The organism is Caldisphaera sp. (genome assembly GCF_046536515.1).
Lineage (GTDB): Archaea > Thermoproteota > Thermoprotei_A > Sulfolobales > Acidilobaceae > Caldisphaera.
This window is the reverse complement of sequence record NZ_JAWDMQ010000009.1, coordinates 1-17,244: the sequence shown is the minus strand read 5'-3', so window position 1 is coordinate 17,244 and position 17,244 is coordinate 1. Positions and strand designations below refer to the sequence as shown.

18 protein-coding genes and 1 pseudogene are annotated in these 17,244 nt (G+C 30.5%); 9 read left to right on the top strand and 10 right to left on the bottom strand.

Features of this window, described 5'->3' with window-relative positions; all coding sequences use genetic code 11:
* Positions 1–12 precede the first annotated feature (12 nt).
* Positions 13–1,230 (bottom strand): pyridoxal phosphate-dependent aminotransferase, encoded by a 1,218-nt coding sequence (locus RXO53_RS02530; protein WP_410712700.1) that lies wholly within the window; start codon positions 1,228–1,230, stop codon positions 13–15.
* 443 nt (positions 1,231–1,673) lie between these two features.
* On the opposite strand from RXO53_RS02530, the gene RXO53_RS02525 reads away from it, so the two are divergent.
* Positions 1,674–2,336 carry a PHP-associated domain-containing protein gene (locus RXO53_RS02525; protein ID WP_410712699.1) on the top strand — a complete coding sequence of 221 codons (663 nt, stop codon included), beginning with the start codon at positions 1,674–1,676 and terminating at the stop codon, positions 2,334–2,336.
* Between the two features lie 22 nt (positions 2,337–2,358).
* Here RXO53_RS02525 and RXO53_RS02520 read toward each other — a convergent pair whose 3' ends face one another.
* The gene (locus tag RXO53_RS02520) at positions 2,359–3,807 is read right to left on the bottom strand and encodes an aldehyde dehydrogenase family protein (protein ID WP_410712698.1); all 1,449 of its coding nucleotides are present in this window, start codon (positions 3,805–3,807) and stop codon (positions 2,359–2,361) included.
* A gap of 463 nt (positions 3,808–4,270) precedes the next feature.
* On the opposite strand from RXO53_RS02520, the gene RXO53_RS02515 reads away from it, so the two are divergent.
* Positions 4,271–4,612: a hypothetical protein gene (locus RXO53_RS02515; RefSeq protein WP_410712697.1), complete on the top strand. Its 342-nt coding sequence runs from the start codon at positions 4,271–4,273 to the stop codon at positions 4,610–4,612.
* Between the two features lie 262 nt (positions 4,613–4,874).
* Here the strand turns inward: RXO53_RS02515 and RXO53_RS02510 are convergent, their stop codons facing one another.
* Complete coding sequence (locus RXO53_RS02510) at positions 4,875–5,474, bottom strand: hypothetical protein (RefSeq protein WP_410712696.1); 600 nt, start codon at positions 5,472–5,474, stop codon at positions 4,875–4,877.
* A 414-nt stretch (positions 5,475–5,888) separates the two neighbouring features.
* On the opposite strand from RXO53_RS02510, the gene RXO53_RS02505 reads away from it, so the two are divergent.
* Complete coding sequence (locus RXO53_RS02505; RefSeq protein WP_410712695.1) at positions 5,889–7,007, top strand: glycosyltransferase; 1,119 nt, start codon at positions 5,889–5,891, stop codon at positions 7,005–7,007.
* Position 7,008: 1 nt separating this feature from the next.
* On the opposite strand, the gene RXO53_RS02500 is transcribed toward RXO53_RS02505, so the two are convergent.
* Together RXO53_RS02500 and RXO53_RS02495 are read right to left on the bottom strand one after the other, a co-directional pair.
* The gene (locus RXO53_RS02500; RefSeq protein ID WP_410712694.1) at positions 7,009–7,905 is read right to left on the bottom strand and encodes a metallophosphoesterase; all 897 of its coding nucleotides are present in this window, start codon (positions 7,903–7,905) and stop codon (positions 7,009–7,011) included.
* A gap of 81 nt (positions 7,906–7,986) precedes the next feature.
* Positions 7,987–9,177: a PLP-dependent cysteine synthase family protein gene (locus tag RXO53_RS02495; RefSeq protein ID WP_410712693.1), complete on the bottom strand. Its 1,191-nt coding sequence runs from the start codon at positions 9,175–9,177 to the stop codon at positions 7,987–7,989.
* 431 nt (positions 9,178–9,608) lie between these two features.
* Between RXO53_RS02495 and RXO53_RS02490 the strand changes: the two genes are divergently transcribed.
* From RXO53_RS02490 to RXO53_RS02480, 3 genes are read left to right on the top strand one after another with little or no spacing between them, the layout of a single operon-like run.
* Positions 9,609–11,036, top strand: coding sequence for a SelD-related putative sulfur metabolism protein (locus tag RXO53_RS02490; RefSeq protein ID WP_410712692.1), 1,428 nt, complete (start codon positions 9,609–9,611; stop codon positions 11,034–11,036).
* A gap of 9 nt (positions 11,037–11,045) precedes the next feature.
* A complete protein-coding gene (locus RXO53_RS02485) occupies positions 11,046–11,309 on the top strand; it encodes an acylphosphatase (RefSeq protein WP_410712691.1) in 264 nt (87 codons plus the stop codon).
* A 10-nt stretch (positions 11,310–11,319) separates the two neighbouring features.
* Positions 11,320–11,562: a sulfurtransferase TusA family protein gene (locus tag RXO53_RS02480; protein WP_410712690.1), complete on the top strand. Its 243-nt coding sequence runs from the start codon at positions 11,320–11,322 to the stop codon at positions 11,560–11,562.
* On the opposite strand, the gene RXO53_RS02475 is transcribed toward RXO53_RS02480, so the two are convergent.
* Positions 11,555–11,998 (bottom strand): HIT family protein, encoded by a 444-nt coding sequence (locus RXO53_RS02475; protein WP_410712689.1) that lies wholly within the window; start codon positions 11,996–11,998, stop codon positions 11,555–11,557. The genes RXO53_RS02480 and RXO53_RS02475 overlap by 8 nt on opposite strands.
* Before the next feature lie 70 nt (positions 11,999–12,068).
* Between RXO53_RS02475 and RXO53_RS02470 the strand changes: the two genes are divergently transcribed.
* The gene (locus RXO53_RS02470; RefSeq protein WP_410712688.1) at positions 12,069–12,341 is read left to right on the top strand and encodes an RNA repair domain-containing protein; all 273 of its coding nucleotides are present in this window, start codon (positions 12,069–12,071) and stop codon (positions 12,339–12,341) included.
* Positions 12,331–13,692 (top strand): hypothetical protein, encoded by a 1,362-nt coding sequence (locus RXO53_RS02465; protein ID WP_410712687.1) that lies wholly within the window; start codon positions 12,331–12,333, stop codon positions 13,690–13,692. The genes RXO53_RS02470 and RXO53_RS02465 overlap by 11 nt, the downstream gene beginning before the upstream one ends.
* Here RXO53_RS02465 and RXO53_RS02460 read toward each other — a convergent pair.
* Complete coding sequence (locus tag RXO53_RS02460; RefSeq protein ID WP_410712686.1) at positions 13,678–14,625, bottom strand: winged helix-turn-helix transcriptional regulator; 948 nt, start codon at positions 14,623–14,625, stop codon at positions 13,678–13,680. The two genes, RXO53_RS02465 and RXO53_RS02460, sit on opposite strands and share 15 nt — an antisense overlap.
* A gap of 418 nt (positions 14,626–15,043) precedes the next feature.
* Between RXO53_RS02460 and RXO53_RS02455 the strand changes: the two genes are divergently transcribed.
* The gene (locus RXO53_RS02455; protein WP_410712685.1) at positions 15,044–16,174 is read left to right on the top strand and encodes a tryptophan--tRNA ligase; all 1,131 of its coding nucleotides are present in this window, start codon (positions 15,044–15,046) and stop codon (positions 16,172–16,174) included.
* Here the strand turns inward: RXO53_RS02455 and RXO53_RS02450 are convergent.
* The 3 genes and pseudogenes from RXO53_RS02450 to RXO53_RS02440 form a co-directional block, all read right to left on the bottom strand.
* The gene (locus tag RXO53_RS02450; RefSeq protein WP_410712684.1) at positions 16,149–16,559 is read right to left on the bottom strand and encodes a CopG family ribbon-helix-helix protein; all 411 of its coding nucleotides are present in this window, start codon (positions 16,557–16,559) and stop codon (positions 16,149–16,151) included. The two genes, RXO53_RS02455 and RXO53_RS02450, sit on opposite strands and share 26 nt — an antisense overlap.
* A 36-nt stretch (positions 16,560–16,595) precedes the next feature.
* Positions 16,596–17,000 carry a metal-dependent transcriptional regulator gene (locus RXO53_RS02445; protein ID WP_410712683.1) on the bottom strand — a complete coding sequence of 135 codons (405 nt, stop codon included), beginning with the start codon at positions 16,998–17,000 and terminating at the stop codon, positions 16,596–16,598.
* A gap of 34 nt (positions 17,001–17,034) precedes the next feature.
* A pseudogene (locus tag RXO53_RS02440) lies at positions 17,035–17,244 on the bottom strand (malate dehydrogenase); the annotation flags it as partial.

Below are 17,244 nucleotides of genomic sequence, written 5' to 3'. Positions count from 1 at the left end.
AAGAAAATTTTATTATTGATTACTAAATACTTTTTCAGTATATTCAACTATTCTTTGCGCTCCCTCTTTTATAGATTCCATATCTGTAGCATAGCTAAACCTTACAAACTCCCTACCTGCTTTATCTGGGAAAGTATCGCCTGGTAAAACGAGTACACCAGTTTTTTCTAAAAGATCATTTACAAACGCTTTTACACTGAGATTAGTTTTGTTTAATATTGATGATATTCTTGGAAACATGTAAAATGCCCCTTCAGGCATATATGGTTCAAAACCTTGTGCTTTTTTCAGTATATCATACAATACTTTAGCCCTTCTACTGAATTCATTCACCATGTTTTTGACTGGTGACCAATCACCTTTTAGAGCGATTACACCAGCTTTTTGTACAAATGATGTGGCACAGCTATATAAAGATACTGCCAAATCATTAAATCTTGGTATAGTTTCTCTGCGTGCAACTATATAACCAAGTCTCCAACCTGTCATAGAAAATGTTTTTGAAAAACCATTTATATAAATTAAATTATCCCTCCAATCAGGGTATTCTATTAAGCTCTTGAAGTTTCCACTATATACAAAATTATCATATATTTCATCTGCTACAATAATAATGTTTTTCTTTTTGGCTAGATCAACTAATTGGTCAAGTTGTCTCTTAGAATACACTGCTCCAGTAGGATTATGAGGGTTATTTATAAATATCATCCTTGTTCTATTAGTTATTTGGGACTCAATTTTTTCTACGTTTAAACTAAATCCCTTTTTAGGATCGAAATCAAGAGAAACAAATTTAGGTATACCACCAAATAATTTTACTACTTGAGCATATGCATAATAGCTTGGTTCAATAATTATTGCCTCATCGTTCTGTCTTATATACGATGAGGCAGCCATAAATATAGCTGTTTTCGTGCCAGTAGTTACAATGATTTCTTCGCTCTTTACATCAGATTGATATCTTGTGTTTAAATAGTTAGCAATTGCTTCTCTTAATTCAGGAATACCTTGAGTCTCTGTATATCCAGTAAAATTATCGTCCAAAGCTGCTTTTGCGGCATTTTTTATATGGTCCGGTGTAGGAAAATCTGGCTGCCCAATACCAAAACTTATAACTTTTTTTCCTTGATTTTGCAATTTTCTTATTATAGGAAGATAACTAAAAGCGCTTTCTCCTTCTATAAGATAAATATTTGGTTGCATATCTAATACAGGCGGATTGATCGACATTTGTGTCACCATTTAAATACATATAAATTAGCTAGTATATAATATTAACTTTTCTATTGGATGTTTATTATAGTAAACATTATTAATTTTTAATGCATTTAAATTAATTTTTAAATATATTAGATAATTAAAAAAGTTATTTTTGACCATATTTAACTGCTTATGAAAAAATTGGGTCTCTATAAGGAAGAAATTTATTGGGTTATAGATAGTGTAAGATAAACGGCATAGTTTATTGATTATACCTGTTGATCAGTAATCGGTTTCCTTCATCATAGCATTAGCTCAGCAACTGCTTTACATCACATATATAACAATGTTATATTAAAGTAAATAAATTTAACTAGATCATAGCATTAGCCTTATTTGTTAGTTTGTAATAATTATATATTCTATTAAAGATAAAATAAGTCTCTTAGCATAAAATAAATATGGGGCAAAAAATGCAATGTTTAGCTGAGCTTCATTCGCATAGTACAGTTAGTGATGGAAAGTCAAGTCCAGAGGAGATAGTTTTAAGAGCAGTATATTTAGGACTTTCAGCAATAGCCGTTTCTGATCATAATACATTTAGAGGATCTGCCATTGCTATAGAATCGGCTAAAAAACAAGATTTGAATATAACAGTAATTCCAGCGAATGAAGTAAGAACAATTAAAGGAGACGTTCTAGTTTTATGCGAAAAAATTCCTTATGAAGAGCCTCCAAAATTTCCTAGCGAGCTTCATGACTGGGCTATATCAAATAATTGTATAACAATAGCTGCCCATCCGTTTCATATAGGTAGAAAAAGTGTTGGCAAATATCTGAAAAACAATCTAAATGATTTCGACGCAATTGAAGTTTGGAATCCGAGAGGTATACCATTCTTAAATAATCCAGCTATGAAATTGGCAGAAAAATATTCAAAACCGAAAACTAGTGGAAGCGATGCTCACATATTGCAAGAACTGGGAACATCACCAACAGAAATACTAGCTGATGAGTGTGAATTATATAATATATTAGATTCTATTAAAAAAGGAAAATGTAATCCTACTAAGCATTACATGGGGTTAACTACAATGTTTAATGTATTAAAATGGAGCATTAAAAGAAGGATTTAGCTGTTAATATTTAAGTGTAAAATTATGAAATATTAATTGAGATTAATTTAATCTCTGTCATACCTTCTATAGTAGATCTTACTCCCTCTCTTGCTCCTATCCCACTCAGCTTTACTCCGCCAAAGGGCAATGCATCCCATCTTAACCTTGGGGAATCATTTATCATAACCCCTCCTGCTTTTAAGCCTTTAGCTAGACGTAAACCCCTTTTCAAATCATTTGTAAAAATAGACGCTTGTAGACCAAATGGAGATGAGTTTGCAATTTCTAGGGCTTCATTATCGTCACTAAATTCAAATATTGGAGCGATTGGTCCAAAAACTTCCTCCTTAGATAACTTCATATTAGTATTTGCCTCGCTAATTACTGTTGGAGAGTAGAAGTAACCCTTTAAATTTAATTTGTTGCCGCCTAAATCTATTTTACCCCCATTATTTATAGCATCATTTACATAATAGTCCATTCTTTCTAAAGCTTCTTTTGATATTAAGGGCCCTAAATCAGAGCTGTCATCTAAAGGATCTCCCACAACAAGTTTTTTAGCCCTATCAACAAATTGATTAACGAATTTTTCATAAATTTTTTCATGAACTAAAATTCTTTTACCTGCATTGCAGTTTTGTCCAGCATATTCATATCTTGCTCTAACTGAAACATTAATTGCGGCATCTAGATTAGCATCATCTAAAACTATTATTGGGTCTGATCCACCCATCTCTATCATAAGCTTTTTTGCGGATTGAACGGCCTTGCTGGCTATATTAATACCAGTATTCGTTGAGCCAGTAAATGTTATGCCTGAAACCTTTTTATTGGTTACTAACTCGTCTCCCACATCAATATCGCCTGGCAAAACACTTAAAGATTCATAAGGTAGCCCAGATTCATAAAGAATTTTGCCTAATTCCAAAGCCGTTAAAGGAGTATATGGAGAAGGTTTTACTATAACAGAATTTCCAGCCATTATATTAGGGGCAACCTTGTGAGCAAATGAATTCGCCGGAAAATTAAATGGCAAAATAGCAGCTACAACTCCTATTGGTTCTCTTGTTTCTATAACAACCCTACTTTCATTACCTGGAGGATATTCATACGCATCAACTCTATGATATTTTCCTTCAAGAATTAATCTTGCTTCCTCAGCTGCTATATTAAACAATTGAATTGCTCTTAACATTTCTACTCTAGAATCTTTTAAAGGTTTTCCACTTTCTAATGAAAGCAACTTAGATAAATTTTCTTTTCTTTCTTCCATTATAGTTGATGCTTTCTTAATTATTTTTGCCCTTTCTTTTAATGAAATATTAGTAAGCTTATAAAATCCTACTAAAGCTATATCAATAGCCTTTTTTGTCAATTCTTTATCAGCAAAATTTACTTCATCAATAATATAATCGGGATTTGATGGAGATCTAATTTTTACCTTGTTTTCGGTCTCAATTTCCTTACCTTCAATAAGTAGACCTTTCATTGTAAATCACCTTTTTAAAAATGTCATTTAAGACCTTAAATATTTGATGATAACTAGAAATAATAAACCTAGCCTTTCAATGCAGAGCAAAGTTCAAACTTTGCTTTTTCAAAAAATTAATGCTAGCTGCCAATAGGATAAGCGTAACTGAAATATGAGGTACGTCTTTACAACAATTAACATTGCTGATGAGAGTATAGTATCTTCTGGTTAACTCTAATAAGATGAGTAGTAATAGTTGACTTTACCCCCACAATACCATATGGTATAAGAAGGTAGCAATAAAAAGGCTAACCCTCTAGACCTCAAGGGACCCTTTATGTAGGAAAGAGGTCAAAGGTAGAAATTAATAACTCCTCCAAAGGATAAATCCTTAAATAAGAATATAAGATTTTATTTTTAAAAAATTGAAATAGGGATAAATTTTTAAATAAGTTTATAGTACATTGTTGCATGGATAAAAATGAGGAAGCTTAATACCATAGAAAAATATATTTTAGTTCATATATATAAATTTGGTCCAGACAACCCTTGGTTAATGGCTCATAGATTATTAGGCAATTATGGATATGTAGCTAAATATGATCCGGATGAGATAGATAAATATTGCAAAGCGTTAAAGGATGAAGGTTTATTAGTAGTTTATAAAGGAGATTTAAAAATGAAAGTAACATCATCGATAAAACCTTGGCTCAAAGTTAAATCAAAAGAGATGAAGCATAGACCTCAAGGTATATATTATGATTTAAGTAAAGAAGGTAGAAAATTGGCCTCAAATTTTTATAAAGAATTATTTAAAAAGTAAGTTTATTTATGATTTAAGTAAATTTTAATAGGCTCTAGCAATAAATTAAAAAGGGAATGGCATTTGTCAAGGAAAAAAATTTTTGAATCCACAATTGCAGATAATGTAGCAAGAATAGCAAGTGATTTAGAAAAAGCTGAAGATTTTAGTACATCAATATTAGCATCCCATGTAATAGAAGCAATTAAAAAAGTTGGCTCTAACTTACATACAACTAAAGACGGGGTTCTTTTTTGCTATTTTTGCAATAAAGGACCTTTTACTAAGAAAGGTTATTATCTGCATCTGATGCGTTCGCATTATCAAGAGCTGATTGATTCTGTTGTTCAGGAGTCTGAAAGGATAGCTTCATCGTCGAAAGATGTTGAGTTTTTATAACTCTCCTATCTTTATCTGTGTCAAAAATAATTAACTCAATATCTTCATTAGACTTTAAAGGACCATCATAAACATATAATTCTTCATTTATATCTATCCATTTTATATCATTATTTTTTAAAATAAAATAGCCTTCTGGGCCTAGTTTTAGTTTATCTTTGGTTATTAAGCCTACTTTATTTAACCTTGTTGGGATATTATAAAGGAGCCTTGTATTTCTATCCTTTATACCGTCTGCAATAACGTACTTTGTTTCTATGGACTCGATAGTTATTATAAAGAAGTCTCCTTTATTTTTTTTATTTTTTTCTTCTTCAGCTAATTTATATAGTACATTTAAAGGATCTCCTTTTCCTTCGTTTTCTTCTTTGCTAATCAACTTATATATTTGAAAAGATACGTCGTTTAAATCAATCATATCTCTTTTAAACCATTGTATTGTAACTTTATATTTATGCTCTTTAGTTTTTTGTTCTTTGGCCATATTTAATCTACCAACTAAATAGTGCGGTTTCTATTTAATAATCTTTATAATTCATAGAATATATTTTATTATAATAAAATAGCAACAAACCATTGCCTTTCAAGTAGGGATAAATTTAAATTAACCTAATTAAAACAATGGGATAGCTGCTAACATGTTGAGCATCACTGAAACATTGGGTACTCAATACTCTTAACTAATATTTCAAACATGATGAGTTATACTAATCTCTAGTTAATTATAAAGAATGAAAACTTTATCTATTCTTACTTCTGCAATACAAAAGGGTATAAGAGAGTTGACCAGAAAAATAGTGTAACTCTCAAGACCTCGGAAACCTTTCATGGCAGGAGAAGATCAAATACATACAATATGCTTTAATAATACATTATATATTTAAATTGTTGAGGAAAAATGATATTAATAAATGATTTGTTAATAATAATGTTGCTCGGTATAACTATGATAATACTTTATGGTATAAGATCATTAATAAAAAGTATGAATTCCTTTAAAGTAATAAAAGGTTTTGGAAATAAAAAAGTAACTATTATTATACCTGCGAGGAATGAAGAGAATAATATTGGTAAATTACTTGAAAACCTAATAAAGGTTAACAATAAATTGAACAAAATCATAATTGTAAATGACAGAAGTACCGATAATACTGAAAAAATAGTCAAAGAATTTATAAATATTGATAAGAGAATACACTTAATAAATATAAGAAATGTTAGTAATGATTGGGTTCCTAAATCGTTTGTATTATTTGAAGGAATGAAATATGTTGATTTTAAAGAAGCTGTTTTATTTTTAGATGCTGATGTGAAAGGAGATATGCAAAAAATTGTTGATATATCATCAAACATTAAAGAAGGTCAATTATATACTTTTTTACCTTATTTTGAATGTGATAATTTCATATCTAAGGTGTCTCAATCATTTTTATCGGCTATTCTTCTTGGATATTTTGGGTATGATAAGACTGTTAATAAAAAAGAAGATTATGGGCTAATGTTTGGCTGTTGTTGGTCCATATCTCCTTATACTTATTATGAAATAGGTGGTCATGCATCTGTAAAAAATGATTTGGTAGAGGATAAAAATTTGGCAACTAGAGCAAAGCAATTAGGGGTAGATATTATACCAATTGACGGAAGAAATTATATAAAAACTAAATCTTGGAACAATTCAAATGATATAAAAAATTTGCTTTCTAGGATATTTTTTGATTACGAAAAACAATTAAGTTCATCATATTATGTTTATCTATTGGCATTAGCGTTATTTTTATTTTTTTATTTGCCTTTGGGTTGGATTCCGTTATTAATATTAAAACAATACTTTTTATTTTTGTTATTCTTTTCAGCATATTTAATCGAAAATATTTTTTATTATCTAGGAGGGCTAACTAATAAAATTAAATTACCATATAGTATTTTTTATTTTATTCCGGCATATTATTTAATTACAAGCATGATAAATGTGAAAAATAAAGGTGTTAAATGGAAAGGAGAATTATATAAAATTTAAATTACAATTCAATAAACTCTATTTCATCTTTGTATATTAATATTGAACCTGCCCTACCTATATGATATCTGCTTGAAAATACTGTTATCACGCCTTTATATATTTGGTCTAAATAAAATCTTTGATTGTTTTTGAATTTATTTATAAAAGTTCCATCTTGTTTCCATATATGTATGCCATCAACTATTTCATGCCCTCTAACTATTAAATCTATATTATTAGCATTCATGAACTCATTCCACGCCTTTTTACCATAATAGAAAACTCCATCCCCTCTAACATAATTTGGTTCAAACCAATCTATGTAACCATCAGGATCATTCCAAACCATTTGAAATAATACGTTGTTTTCAAATTCCAAATATTCTTTCTTTCCTTTAATTTTATCCAGACTGTAGATATCTTCGAGTTTTAGTATAGCAGGCTTATCATTTGATTTAATATACGGAATACCTCCATGTACAAAGAATATATTGTTTATGGATATAGATATTGGCAAATTAGAATAAAACAGAGTAATTGTATTTATTCCCTCTTTACCAATTTTTGAAATTAGCTCTTCATAAAAACCGTATTCTTTATTTATGTTTAGATCTTCATGATTACCTCTTATTAAGATAGTTTTATCTTTATAGTTAATTAATAAATTAAATATCTCGTTTAATACTTCGACCCCTTCGAAACCCCTATCAACATAATCCCCTAAAAATATAATTTCATTAGGTGAACTATCATGAATAATTTTTTCAAAATTTTCTAAGCTTTCTGTATAACCATGTATATCACCTATAACAGCTAGAGGATATTTACTTTCAATTTTTTCAAAAATTCTTCTTTTTTTCAATATTTCTATAGCATCTGTGGCATTTTTGAGAAACTCTTTGCTAAATCTATCCATAATTATACCCATTTTAATTATGCTCTAAACAAATATAATTTTATATTAAATCTATCTCATAATTTTTTATCGATTCATTAATCAGAAAATGATATTTTTCTCGTTATAAATTTCATCAAGGTACTTAATACCATTATCAGGTATTACGCATACATAGTCTCCCTCATCTAGAACTCCCTCGCTATAAGCTTTCTTTATACCAGCTAAAACTGCTCCTCCGCTAATACCTGGTAAGATTCCATTGGTTCTTGCAGTTTTGATTAAAATATCTATGGAGTCTTCTAAATTAACAGAATAAACATGATCGGGAACATCATTTATATTCCACCAATTTTTAAAGTCTTGCTTTTTTATTCCAGGAATTGTACCATTTTCTTCAGGTTGAATTCCAAATATCTTCACTGTTCTATTTTTGTTATGGAAATAAAGGGTTATGCCAGCTATATGTCCTCCTGTACCCATTGAAGCAAAAATTCCGCTAAGCTTAAGTTTTCCGTACATTGTTTGATAATCTATTTCCTTGGCAGTATATCTTAAATGAACCAGTAAATTGAAAATATTAGAAAATTGATTTGGTACAAATGCATTTTCTTTTTCAGCATAGACTTTAACCTTATCTATAAGCTCGTTTGTAGTTGTGCCTTCCTTAATGACCTCAGACCCATAAATTTTTAATAATTTGTTTGCATATTCTGGAGAAGTTTCTGGCATGAAGATTTTTGTTTTTTTATTTAGCATAGATGATATAGCGGCAATGGCAATCCCTGTATTTGCTGAGGTTGCTTCAAATACTTTTTCCTTATCACTCAGTTTATCCAAATTATTGTAAATTATATACCAAGCTGTTCTATCCTTTATGCTCAAACTAAAAGGATTATACCATTCCAATTTTGCCCATATTTTTATTTTGTTATCATTTATTATACCATTTAACTTTACTAATGGGGTAGGTCTATCCTTTTCTATCAATTCCGTAGCATTATTAAAAACTCTAATACCAGGATCAGAAACCTCATCATAAAAGCCTAAGAAATCTAAAGAAACCTTTACATTTTCTTCTTTATCAGATATTGCAACATATTTTGTGCCCATATATTTTAAAGCCCAATATATTTCATGTCTTTTAATTACCTTATTATCCTTAACAATTATTGTTTCTTCTTGATAACCACTTTTTAAAATCTCTTTTATCTTATCTATAATTGAATTTATATTTGGTTTATCAGATTCTAATGCATCTATTTCTTTGATTTTGGCCAATTTTCCTCCCATCTTTATATTGCATATAAAATTTTAAAATTTAGTTTATAGTGTTTAGTGAAACAACTGATTTCTTCTACATCATGAAGGGCTCTTTGTGGTCTATAGGGTTACACCCATTTATGACTACCATATTATACCCTCTGGTGTTGTGGGAGTAAATTAGGCTCCCACTCCTCATCTTATTAGATTTGACCAGAAGATACTGTACTCTCATCGGCAATGTTAATTATTGTGAAGACTTGTCTTATGTTTCAGTTACGCATACCCTATTGGCAGTTTGCATTAATTTTTTGAAAAGCAAGGTTTGAACTTTGCTCTGCCTTCAAAAACAAGATTCGTTGTTTCTTTTCGTTTTATAGAAATTTTTATATAAAGTAAAATATTCTCTATATAAGAAATATTTAAAAACAGTCTTTAAATATATAGAATAAGGGATAAATATGAATGAAAAAAGAATTGAGTTAATTAATAATATTAAACAGAGGCTCTCGTATTATAGGAATTTAGGAGCTGATCCGTTGTCTCTTGCAACAGGATGCGCCGTTAAGGTCGATTTGCTAAAAATTGTTTATCCGGCTATGGAAAAAATAAGACCATATCTTCAATCAAAGAACCTAAGAATAGCAGAAAGAGAAGATGCAGATATATTTTATGCAGATCCTGATTCAGTTGAAATAAATAGAAAAATACTTCCCTTAGGGGAAAAAGTTAACCTAAATTATAAAATTGATAGTGAAATTAGAGCTATTATTTTAGTGCAGGTCTATCAATTAGCTGCAAATGAGCCAGAGAAATTTATTAGGAAAGTAATGCCTGCATATGAAAGTCTTTGTGACTGCGCTCCATTAATTAATATAGGAAAAGGTCATTCTATAGTTACTCCCTATAGAGAAGATGAATTTATGTTGGCTGATTTAATATCATATAATAAAGGAGAAGAAATTGTTGCAGCTAATAATGACACTATGCATATTATAGATCCTACCAGCCTTCCCTCGGATTACAGGCAGGTATCGGGTTCTATATCAAATTCTCTTAATGATTTGTTTGTTTTAGGAGCTTATAAAGATCTTAAAATAGCTCCAGTATTGAATGCCCCAACAGAAGAACTAAAAGAAGAACTATACAAAAATTCCAAAAGATTTGCAAATGAAATAGGTGCTAAAATTTTAGATATAGAACAACCTAAAAAAGGAAGGCTTCTGTTGGGCGCTACGGTAATTGCTACCAGTAATAAGAAACCACCGATGTTTCATGATAAAGCAGATAAAGGTATGAAAATAATAACCACTAGACCATTAGGAGAGCTCTCTCCAATTACAACATATTTATCAACTGCTATTGATGAAAGCATTATAGATGAACTTGAAAAGAGAGGAATAGACTTAGATACGCTAGAAAAGATTAAAGAAAAGGCTTTTAATATAATATCGTCTCCTAACAAATCCATGGGAGAAGTTATAGCAAAATATCTACCAGATTTAAATGAAGATTTTTCAAAAGAAAAGCATATAGTTTCAGCAACAGACGTTACGGGACCAGGGATATTGGTTATTTGGGAGCAGGCAAATTTAACAAAAACTCATATAAGGTTATATGATTTCCCCTTACTTTTCCCAGAAATATCTGAGTTTGCAACAGATAACTTCTTGATGCCTAATGCAACAGCAGGCACAAATGGGGGATTTATTATAATATCTCCAGAAGAGATTTATGAAGATATTATTAGGGATCTAAAATATAAAGGTTATGATCCTTATGTAATAGGAGAAGTAGTAGAAAAGGGAAGACAAGAAGTAGATGTCCCAAAGAAGATAAAAAGATATATATTAGACCAAGAGGTTTTAAGTAAGTTTAATTTATATTGAGGTGATTTAATGGAAATTTGTTTAAAGATACTTGTTGATGGTCATGTACAAGGTGTAGGATTTAGGCATTTTATTTGGTCCAATGCTAAAAAGCTTAATATAAAAGGCTATGCTAAAAATCTTTCTGATGGAAGAGTCGAAATAATTGCTAATGGGAATAACGAATCTATAAATAAATTATTAGAAATAATAAAAAATAGTTATTTTGAGGTAAATAAAGTAGAAACAGAAAAACTAGATAACTGTTATTTTAATGATTTCAAAAAGCTATAGGGTGGCAATAATGAAGACAATTAATTTAACTAATTTAGATTGCCCTGAACCTATGTTTTTAGCTTATAGAGAGTTTGGAAAAATGGGTCAAGGAGAAGAAGTAGAATTTATAATGGATAATGAAGTTTGTGCCTATAATTCTTATAAACTTATTAAAAACAGTGGGAATGCATTGGTTACTATAATGAATGATTCAAATGGGATATATAGGTTACATGTTATAAAGCTAAGAGATTTTAGAAGCATCATATAGTAGGAAATTCATTTAAATAGGATTTTACTATATCTAAATGATCTGATAACATTTTAGTTACTTCAACAGCTTCTTCTTCACTTAGCGAATGCCTTCCTCCTTTTTTAAAGCTGTCTTGCTCCCATCTTGGTATAACATGAACATGAAAATGAAAAATAACTTGTCCAGCTGGAGAACCACTGTTTGTTATAACATTAACTCCTGGTGCCTTTAATCTATCTCTATAAATTTTAGCAAAAGCTGAAGCAACTATCCATGTCTTAACTAAAGTTCTTACTGGCGTATCTTGAATTGTCTCATGATGTTCTTTCGGAATAACTAATAAATGACCTTTGGAAATCGGATTTATATCAAGTATTACCATGATATCTTTATCTTCATAAACAATATGAGCAGATTTTTCTTTTCTTGATATTTCACAAAATACACACGTCAATTTTTTCACCATGTTAAAGTCATATAACAAATATATTAATCTAAATCATATAACTGAAAAATGGTGCAGTATGTCTAGAAAAAGGAGTAAGATAAAAGACATTATTGGTAAAGCAATAAACTCAGTCAATAATAAGGAAGAATATATAATTACTTATGTTGATAGATCACGTGATCAGGGGAATAGATTATTACAATTATCGACAAAGGATGTAATAGCAGTTAGTAACTGGGCAATAACTCTAAGCGATAATGAGACAATTATACCAATTCATAGAATTGTTGAAATTAAAACAGTTGATGGAGAGGTTTTGTGGAAAAAGGTGATAAGCAATGGAAGGTGAAATTAGAGGAATTAATTATACAATTAAAGTAGTTAATGGATTTAAACTACCATCATTTGAAGAAAATAATGTACTTGTTGTTGGAGATATGGTTCTTTCTGCTGATGTAAAGTTAGGTACATTAGGTGATGTAGTCTCAGGTTTACTCGTTCCCCCAGTTGAATATGATGAAAATTTCAAAGATTTAATAGAATATTATAAGGTAAGGGTCACTATAGAGCAAGCTTACGAATTTATGCAAAGATACGGAAAACTTGCTAACTATTTCAAGATACCTGTAGAGTTTATACCTTTATCTAAAATGTCTGAACTTAGAGATGTTTATTCTTGCATATATAATGATGTAATTAATAAGTTAGGCCTTAAAGGTTTAAGGGATGACTATGAAATATATATAAAAAACATAGGTAGTGTCGATAATGGTAACATAAATTTAAATTTCAATATGTTAACAATTGGAGCAAATAAAATCATGGGCAATATAGGAAAAAATGTAATCCTTGGATTTTTAACATTATATTCTAATACTAATGTTAATATAGGAAAGTCTTGCATACCAATGGAATTGATAAAAAATCCATATAGTATAATTTCCTTGCCTGAAGGTATTATATTTAAAAGCTGTAGCGATAGCGATAATTATATTAAAAACATTTTAGGCAATGAGTATAGATGCAAGAGACCTGGTTTGTTATCTTCAAGTCAAATTTGTGAAAACAATGAGAAAAAAATAGTAATAAAAGAGTACATATACGGAACATTAAAATGGTTTATGGCCGGAGCAGTTTCTGCATCAATATTTCCATTTAAGGAAACGCCGCTATCAAGGTTAATTAATGAGTATAAATCTTTATTAGATTTAAGAAAAGTAATTATCACTCCTAAAATTTTAAGTTTATGTTCAGAGAAATATGAATATAAAATGATAAGGGAATTCCTTGATGGAGAAGTTGTCCTAAAGAGCAAAAACCCTTACGCATGGTATAATATGGGAAAAAGCTTAGCTTTGATACATAACCATAATAGAACTTTAGGGGACCCCAATCCGGGAAACTTTGTTATGATTGATAATGATAATATGGCCCTTATAGACGCTGAACAAGTAAGTAACTATACTCATAAAAAAGCAGCATGGGACTTAGCGGTATTTTTTGCATATGCAAGAACTTTCCAGGCAAATTCTAAGCTTGTAAAGGAGACTTTAAAGTCTTATGTTGAATCAAGACCTAAGGAAGATTGGAAAAAGGTTTTAAGTTATATAAAAGGACCTCATCTTACAGCATTAATGACACCACTACCAACCTTGTTAGCAGAGCTCAGACTTACTCTAAAAGACCTAGATTATGACTGATTTTTCTATAATATCGCTAGGCAGTATTGTATTTCTTAAGTTGCTTATTATGCTTTTTAAATAATTTTTATCAGGCTCTTCGAAAAAAGTATAGCTCTTAACTGATAATTTAACTAAATCCAATGGCATATTGATTATGTTTGCGTAACCCTCTAAATTCGATATGTTGCCTGATATAGCATCAGAAAACGCTTTTGATATCTTTTCATATTTATCATATAAAGATGAGTGTGCCCCTAATAAGCAACATGTTTCTAATTCACAAGAGGTTGTTTTCAAATTGCTTTTTGATGCTATTGATAAATATGGTTCCCATACTACACCTTGTCTTACTTCACCTTTTATAACCTTATTTAAAATATCTAAACCGCTATTGCTGTATATTCTTGGCATTTCTAGGTTGTTCATATCAGCGCAAAGTTCCATTGATGACATAATAGATGTTGAATGCCCATTTTTTCCATTTGAGTTATTTATTATCCCACTACCTCCACCGCTCCCTCCACCAATTATATGTACTTGACCTCTGCTTATCCTGTGTATGGCTAACAGTGAAATAGCTGGATTCATAGCCAGCTTTAATTTCCCGGTTGATAGGTCTAAGGCTTCTTTATATGCTTCATCATAAACAACTATTTTAACATGATTAAAAATCTTTTCTAAATTTTTAGCAAATTTTATTATGTATGGGTACTCGCTAGCTCTTAGAATCCCAATTGTTATTATTGAATCATTCATTAGATTGGCCGTTATTATGGATACTCCGCCTTGATTAAATACTTTTATAAGACCTGATGCTTCCAGTTTTTTTATTCTCCTATGTATCATACTTTTGCTATGGCCCAAAGTTCTAGCTAATTCTGATAGGGTTATTGGCATATATTCTTTTATTATATCATATAGCTCAAAATCAAATTCATCTAGTTCTTCCAAACTTTCACCATAGAAAACAGTTGTATCTAAAGGCTATAATTTTTAAGGGGAGGCTTTCATTGCATGAGGATGAATACCTTCTTGATAAGGAGAACGACAATCCTCCCCCTTCTAGGAGTGGGGTAAAAGTCTTAAATTAAAAATACTATATATAAAAGAGTAGCACGCATAAAGGGGTGTAACCCTTAAGACCTCAGGGAATTCTTGCCCTTCAGGGCAGGATGGAGAACAGATAAACATTTATATACAAGATCTGATTATTAATAATATGAACTTACCTTAAAGGGCTAGGTCATATTATGGAATTAGCAATTAAGCCATAAAAAAGCGATCTTAAATACCAATATGAAATGCGGGAAGCTTTATATGTAAAGATAGATAAATTACTTTCAAGAGTAATATATAATAGGTGTATTGCATGCCCGAGGAAAATGAAATAAAATTAGACCCATGGGGAAGACCTGAAATAAAGGATTATAGTAGGCTTTATGAAGTATTTGGAATTAGACCTTTTGAGGAAGTAATTGGTAGAATGAATAATGATGGTATAGAGCTAAGTGCATTTATGAAGAGAGGAATAATTTTTGGGCATAGGGATTTTGATAACGTAATATTAAAAGCTATTGAAAACAAGGAAAGAGCTGCAGCAATGACAGGATTTATGCCAAGTGGAAGATTTCATTTCGGTCACATGATGACAGGACTGGAATTAATATATTTCCAAAAATTAGGTTTTAAAATATTTGTTGGCTTAGCTGATGCAGAAGCATATGCAGTTAGGCACATATCAAGAAAAGATGTAATAAAGATAGGGATAGAGGAATATGTTGCTAACCTAATAGCTCTTGGTTTAGATCCTAACAAAACAGACTTCTATTTTCAGACTAACAGGAAAGGTTCTTATCACTCATTAATACAATTGTTTGCTTCTAAAATTTCATATAACGAGCTTGAGGCAATATACGGCGAAATTACACCTGGTAAAATTATTTCTGCGCTAACTCAAGCAGCTGATATATTGCATCCACAATTACCAGAATATGGAGAATATAAACACGTTGTAGTTCCAGTAGGTGCTGATCAAGATCCTCACTTGAGACTAACTAGAGATTTAGCTGGAAGGTTTAAAGGAGAAATAGAATTGGAGCCCCCAGCTTCTATATATCACAGGCTTATAAGGGGTTTGGATGGAGGAAAAATGAGCAGCAGTAAACCTGATGTAACAATATTTTTAACCGATCAAATAGATGTTGCTAGAAAGAAATTCATGTCTTCTTTAACAGGAGGCAGGAATACAGCTGAAGAACAGAGGAAGTTAGGAGGAGAACCGGAAAAGTGTCCGGTATATGATTTATATTTGTATCATTTAATTCAAGAAGATAGAGAATTAGCCGATATATATAATAGGTGCAAAACTGGTTCATTGCTATGCGGAGAATGCAAATTGTTCGGATTTTCTCGTTTAGAAAAATTCTTAACTGAACATCAGAGAAAGCTTGAAAAGGCTATAGATAAAGCTTGGTCTATTGTTGAGATTCCGAGGATTTAGATTCTTTTATGCTTATTATTGGTACATATCTTGGATTGCATTTTCCATCTTTTTGCAAATTCTTTTGTAATAATGCTATTTTTTCCGAAGGACCTGATACGAACATAAGTTCTATACATACATTATTTTCATGTGTATGAATGTAAGTTTTAGCAATATCTTGAAATTCATCTATTATTTCTTTCAATGCTTTTTCATCTTTGCATGAAACAATCATTACGCCTGTGCAGGTATGAGGAATTAAGTAATGCTTATAATCATTTATAAAAGTTTTAACCGCTTGCTCAACCAGATCGCTTCTATTTGTTTCTAGTTGTTCTGATAATTTGTTCAAATAATCATATAAGTCGTCCGGAATACTTATACCAAATCTTTTCTTTGCCAATACTCATATCGCCTATTTTTATATTGTAATTAAAAATTAAAAATTTTTGTTTAATGCACAATTATTAATAAACTCTCTAATTTTTTTAATGGCGTTATCACTTATTTTATGTTCCAGAATACACGCAAGTTCCTCAGATTCTTTTTCATCAATTCCAATTAATATTAAAAAATTTCTTATTTCATTCTCTTTCTTTACTATTGATGAAGCTAATTCTATCCCTTTCTCAGTTAGCCTAACGCCTCTATATGGAAAATAGTATAAGTAACCATCTTTTACAAGTCTTTGCATGGCCTCTGTAACGCTTGCCTGTGTTGTTCCTAAATAGGTAGCTATTTTTCTGAATTTTACCAGATTATCATGTCCTCCTTCTTTAAAAATTGTTGTCAAATATTCCTCTAAACTTATTGAAATTCCTCTTCTTTTTGGCTGGGAAGACATAAGTAATCCCAGTATTTATGGTTTTCAAGCCTTTTTACTTTTTTGCTAAAGGATCTTTTATTAAATTCTTTTCTAAAATTGTTTCCAATTTTTTCCTTGATAGTAATATTATTTCAGTTGAGTTTTCAAGTTCTTCTTTATACGTTGTTGTCTTCCTAGCAAAGCCCTGCTCAACAGCTTTAACAGCGACAGCAGCAGCAACCCTAGGATATACTTCCCACTCTTCCATAGTTGGAACTATGTA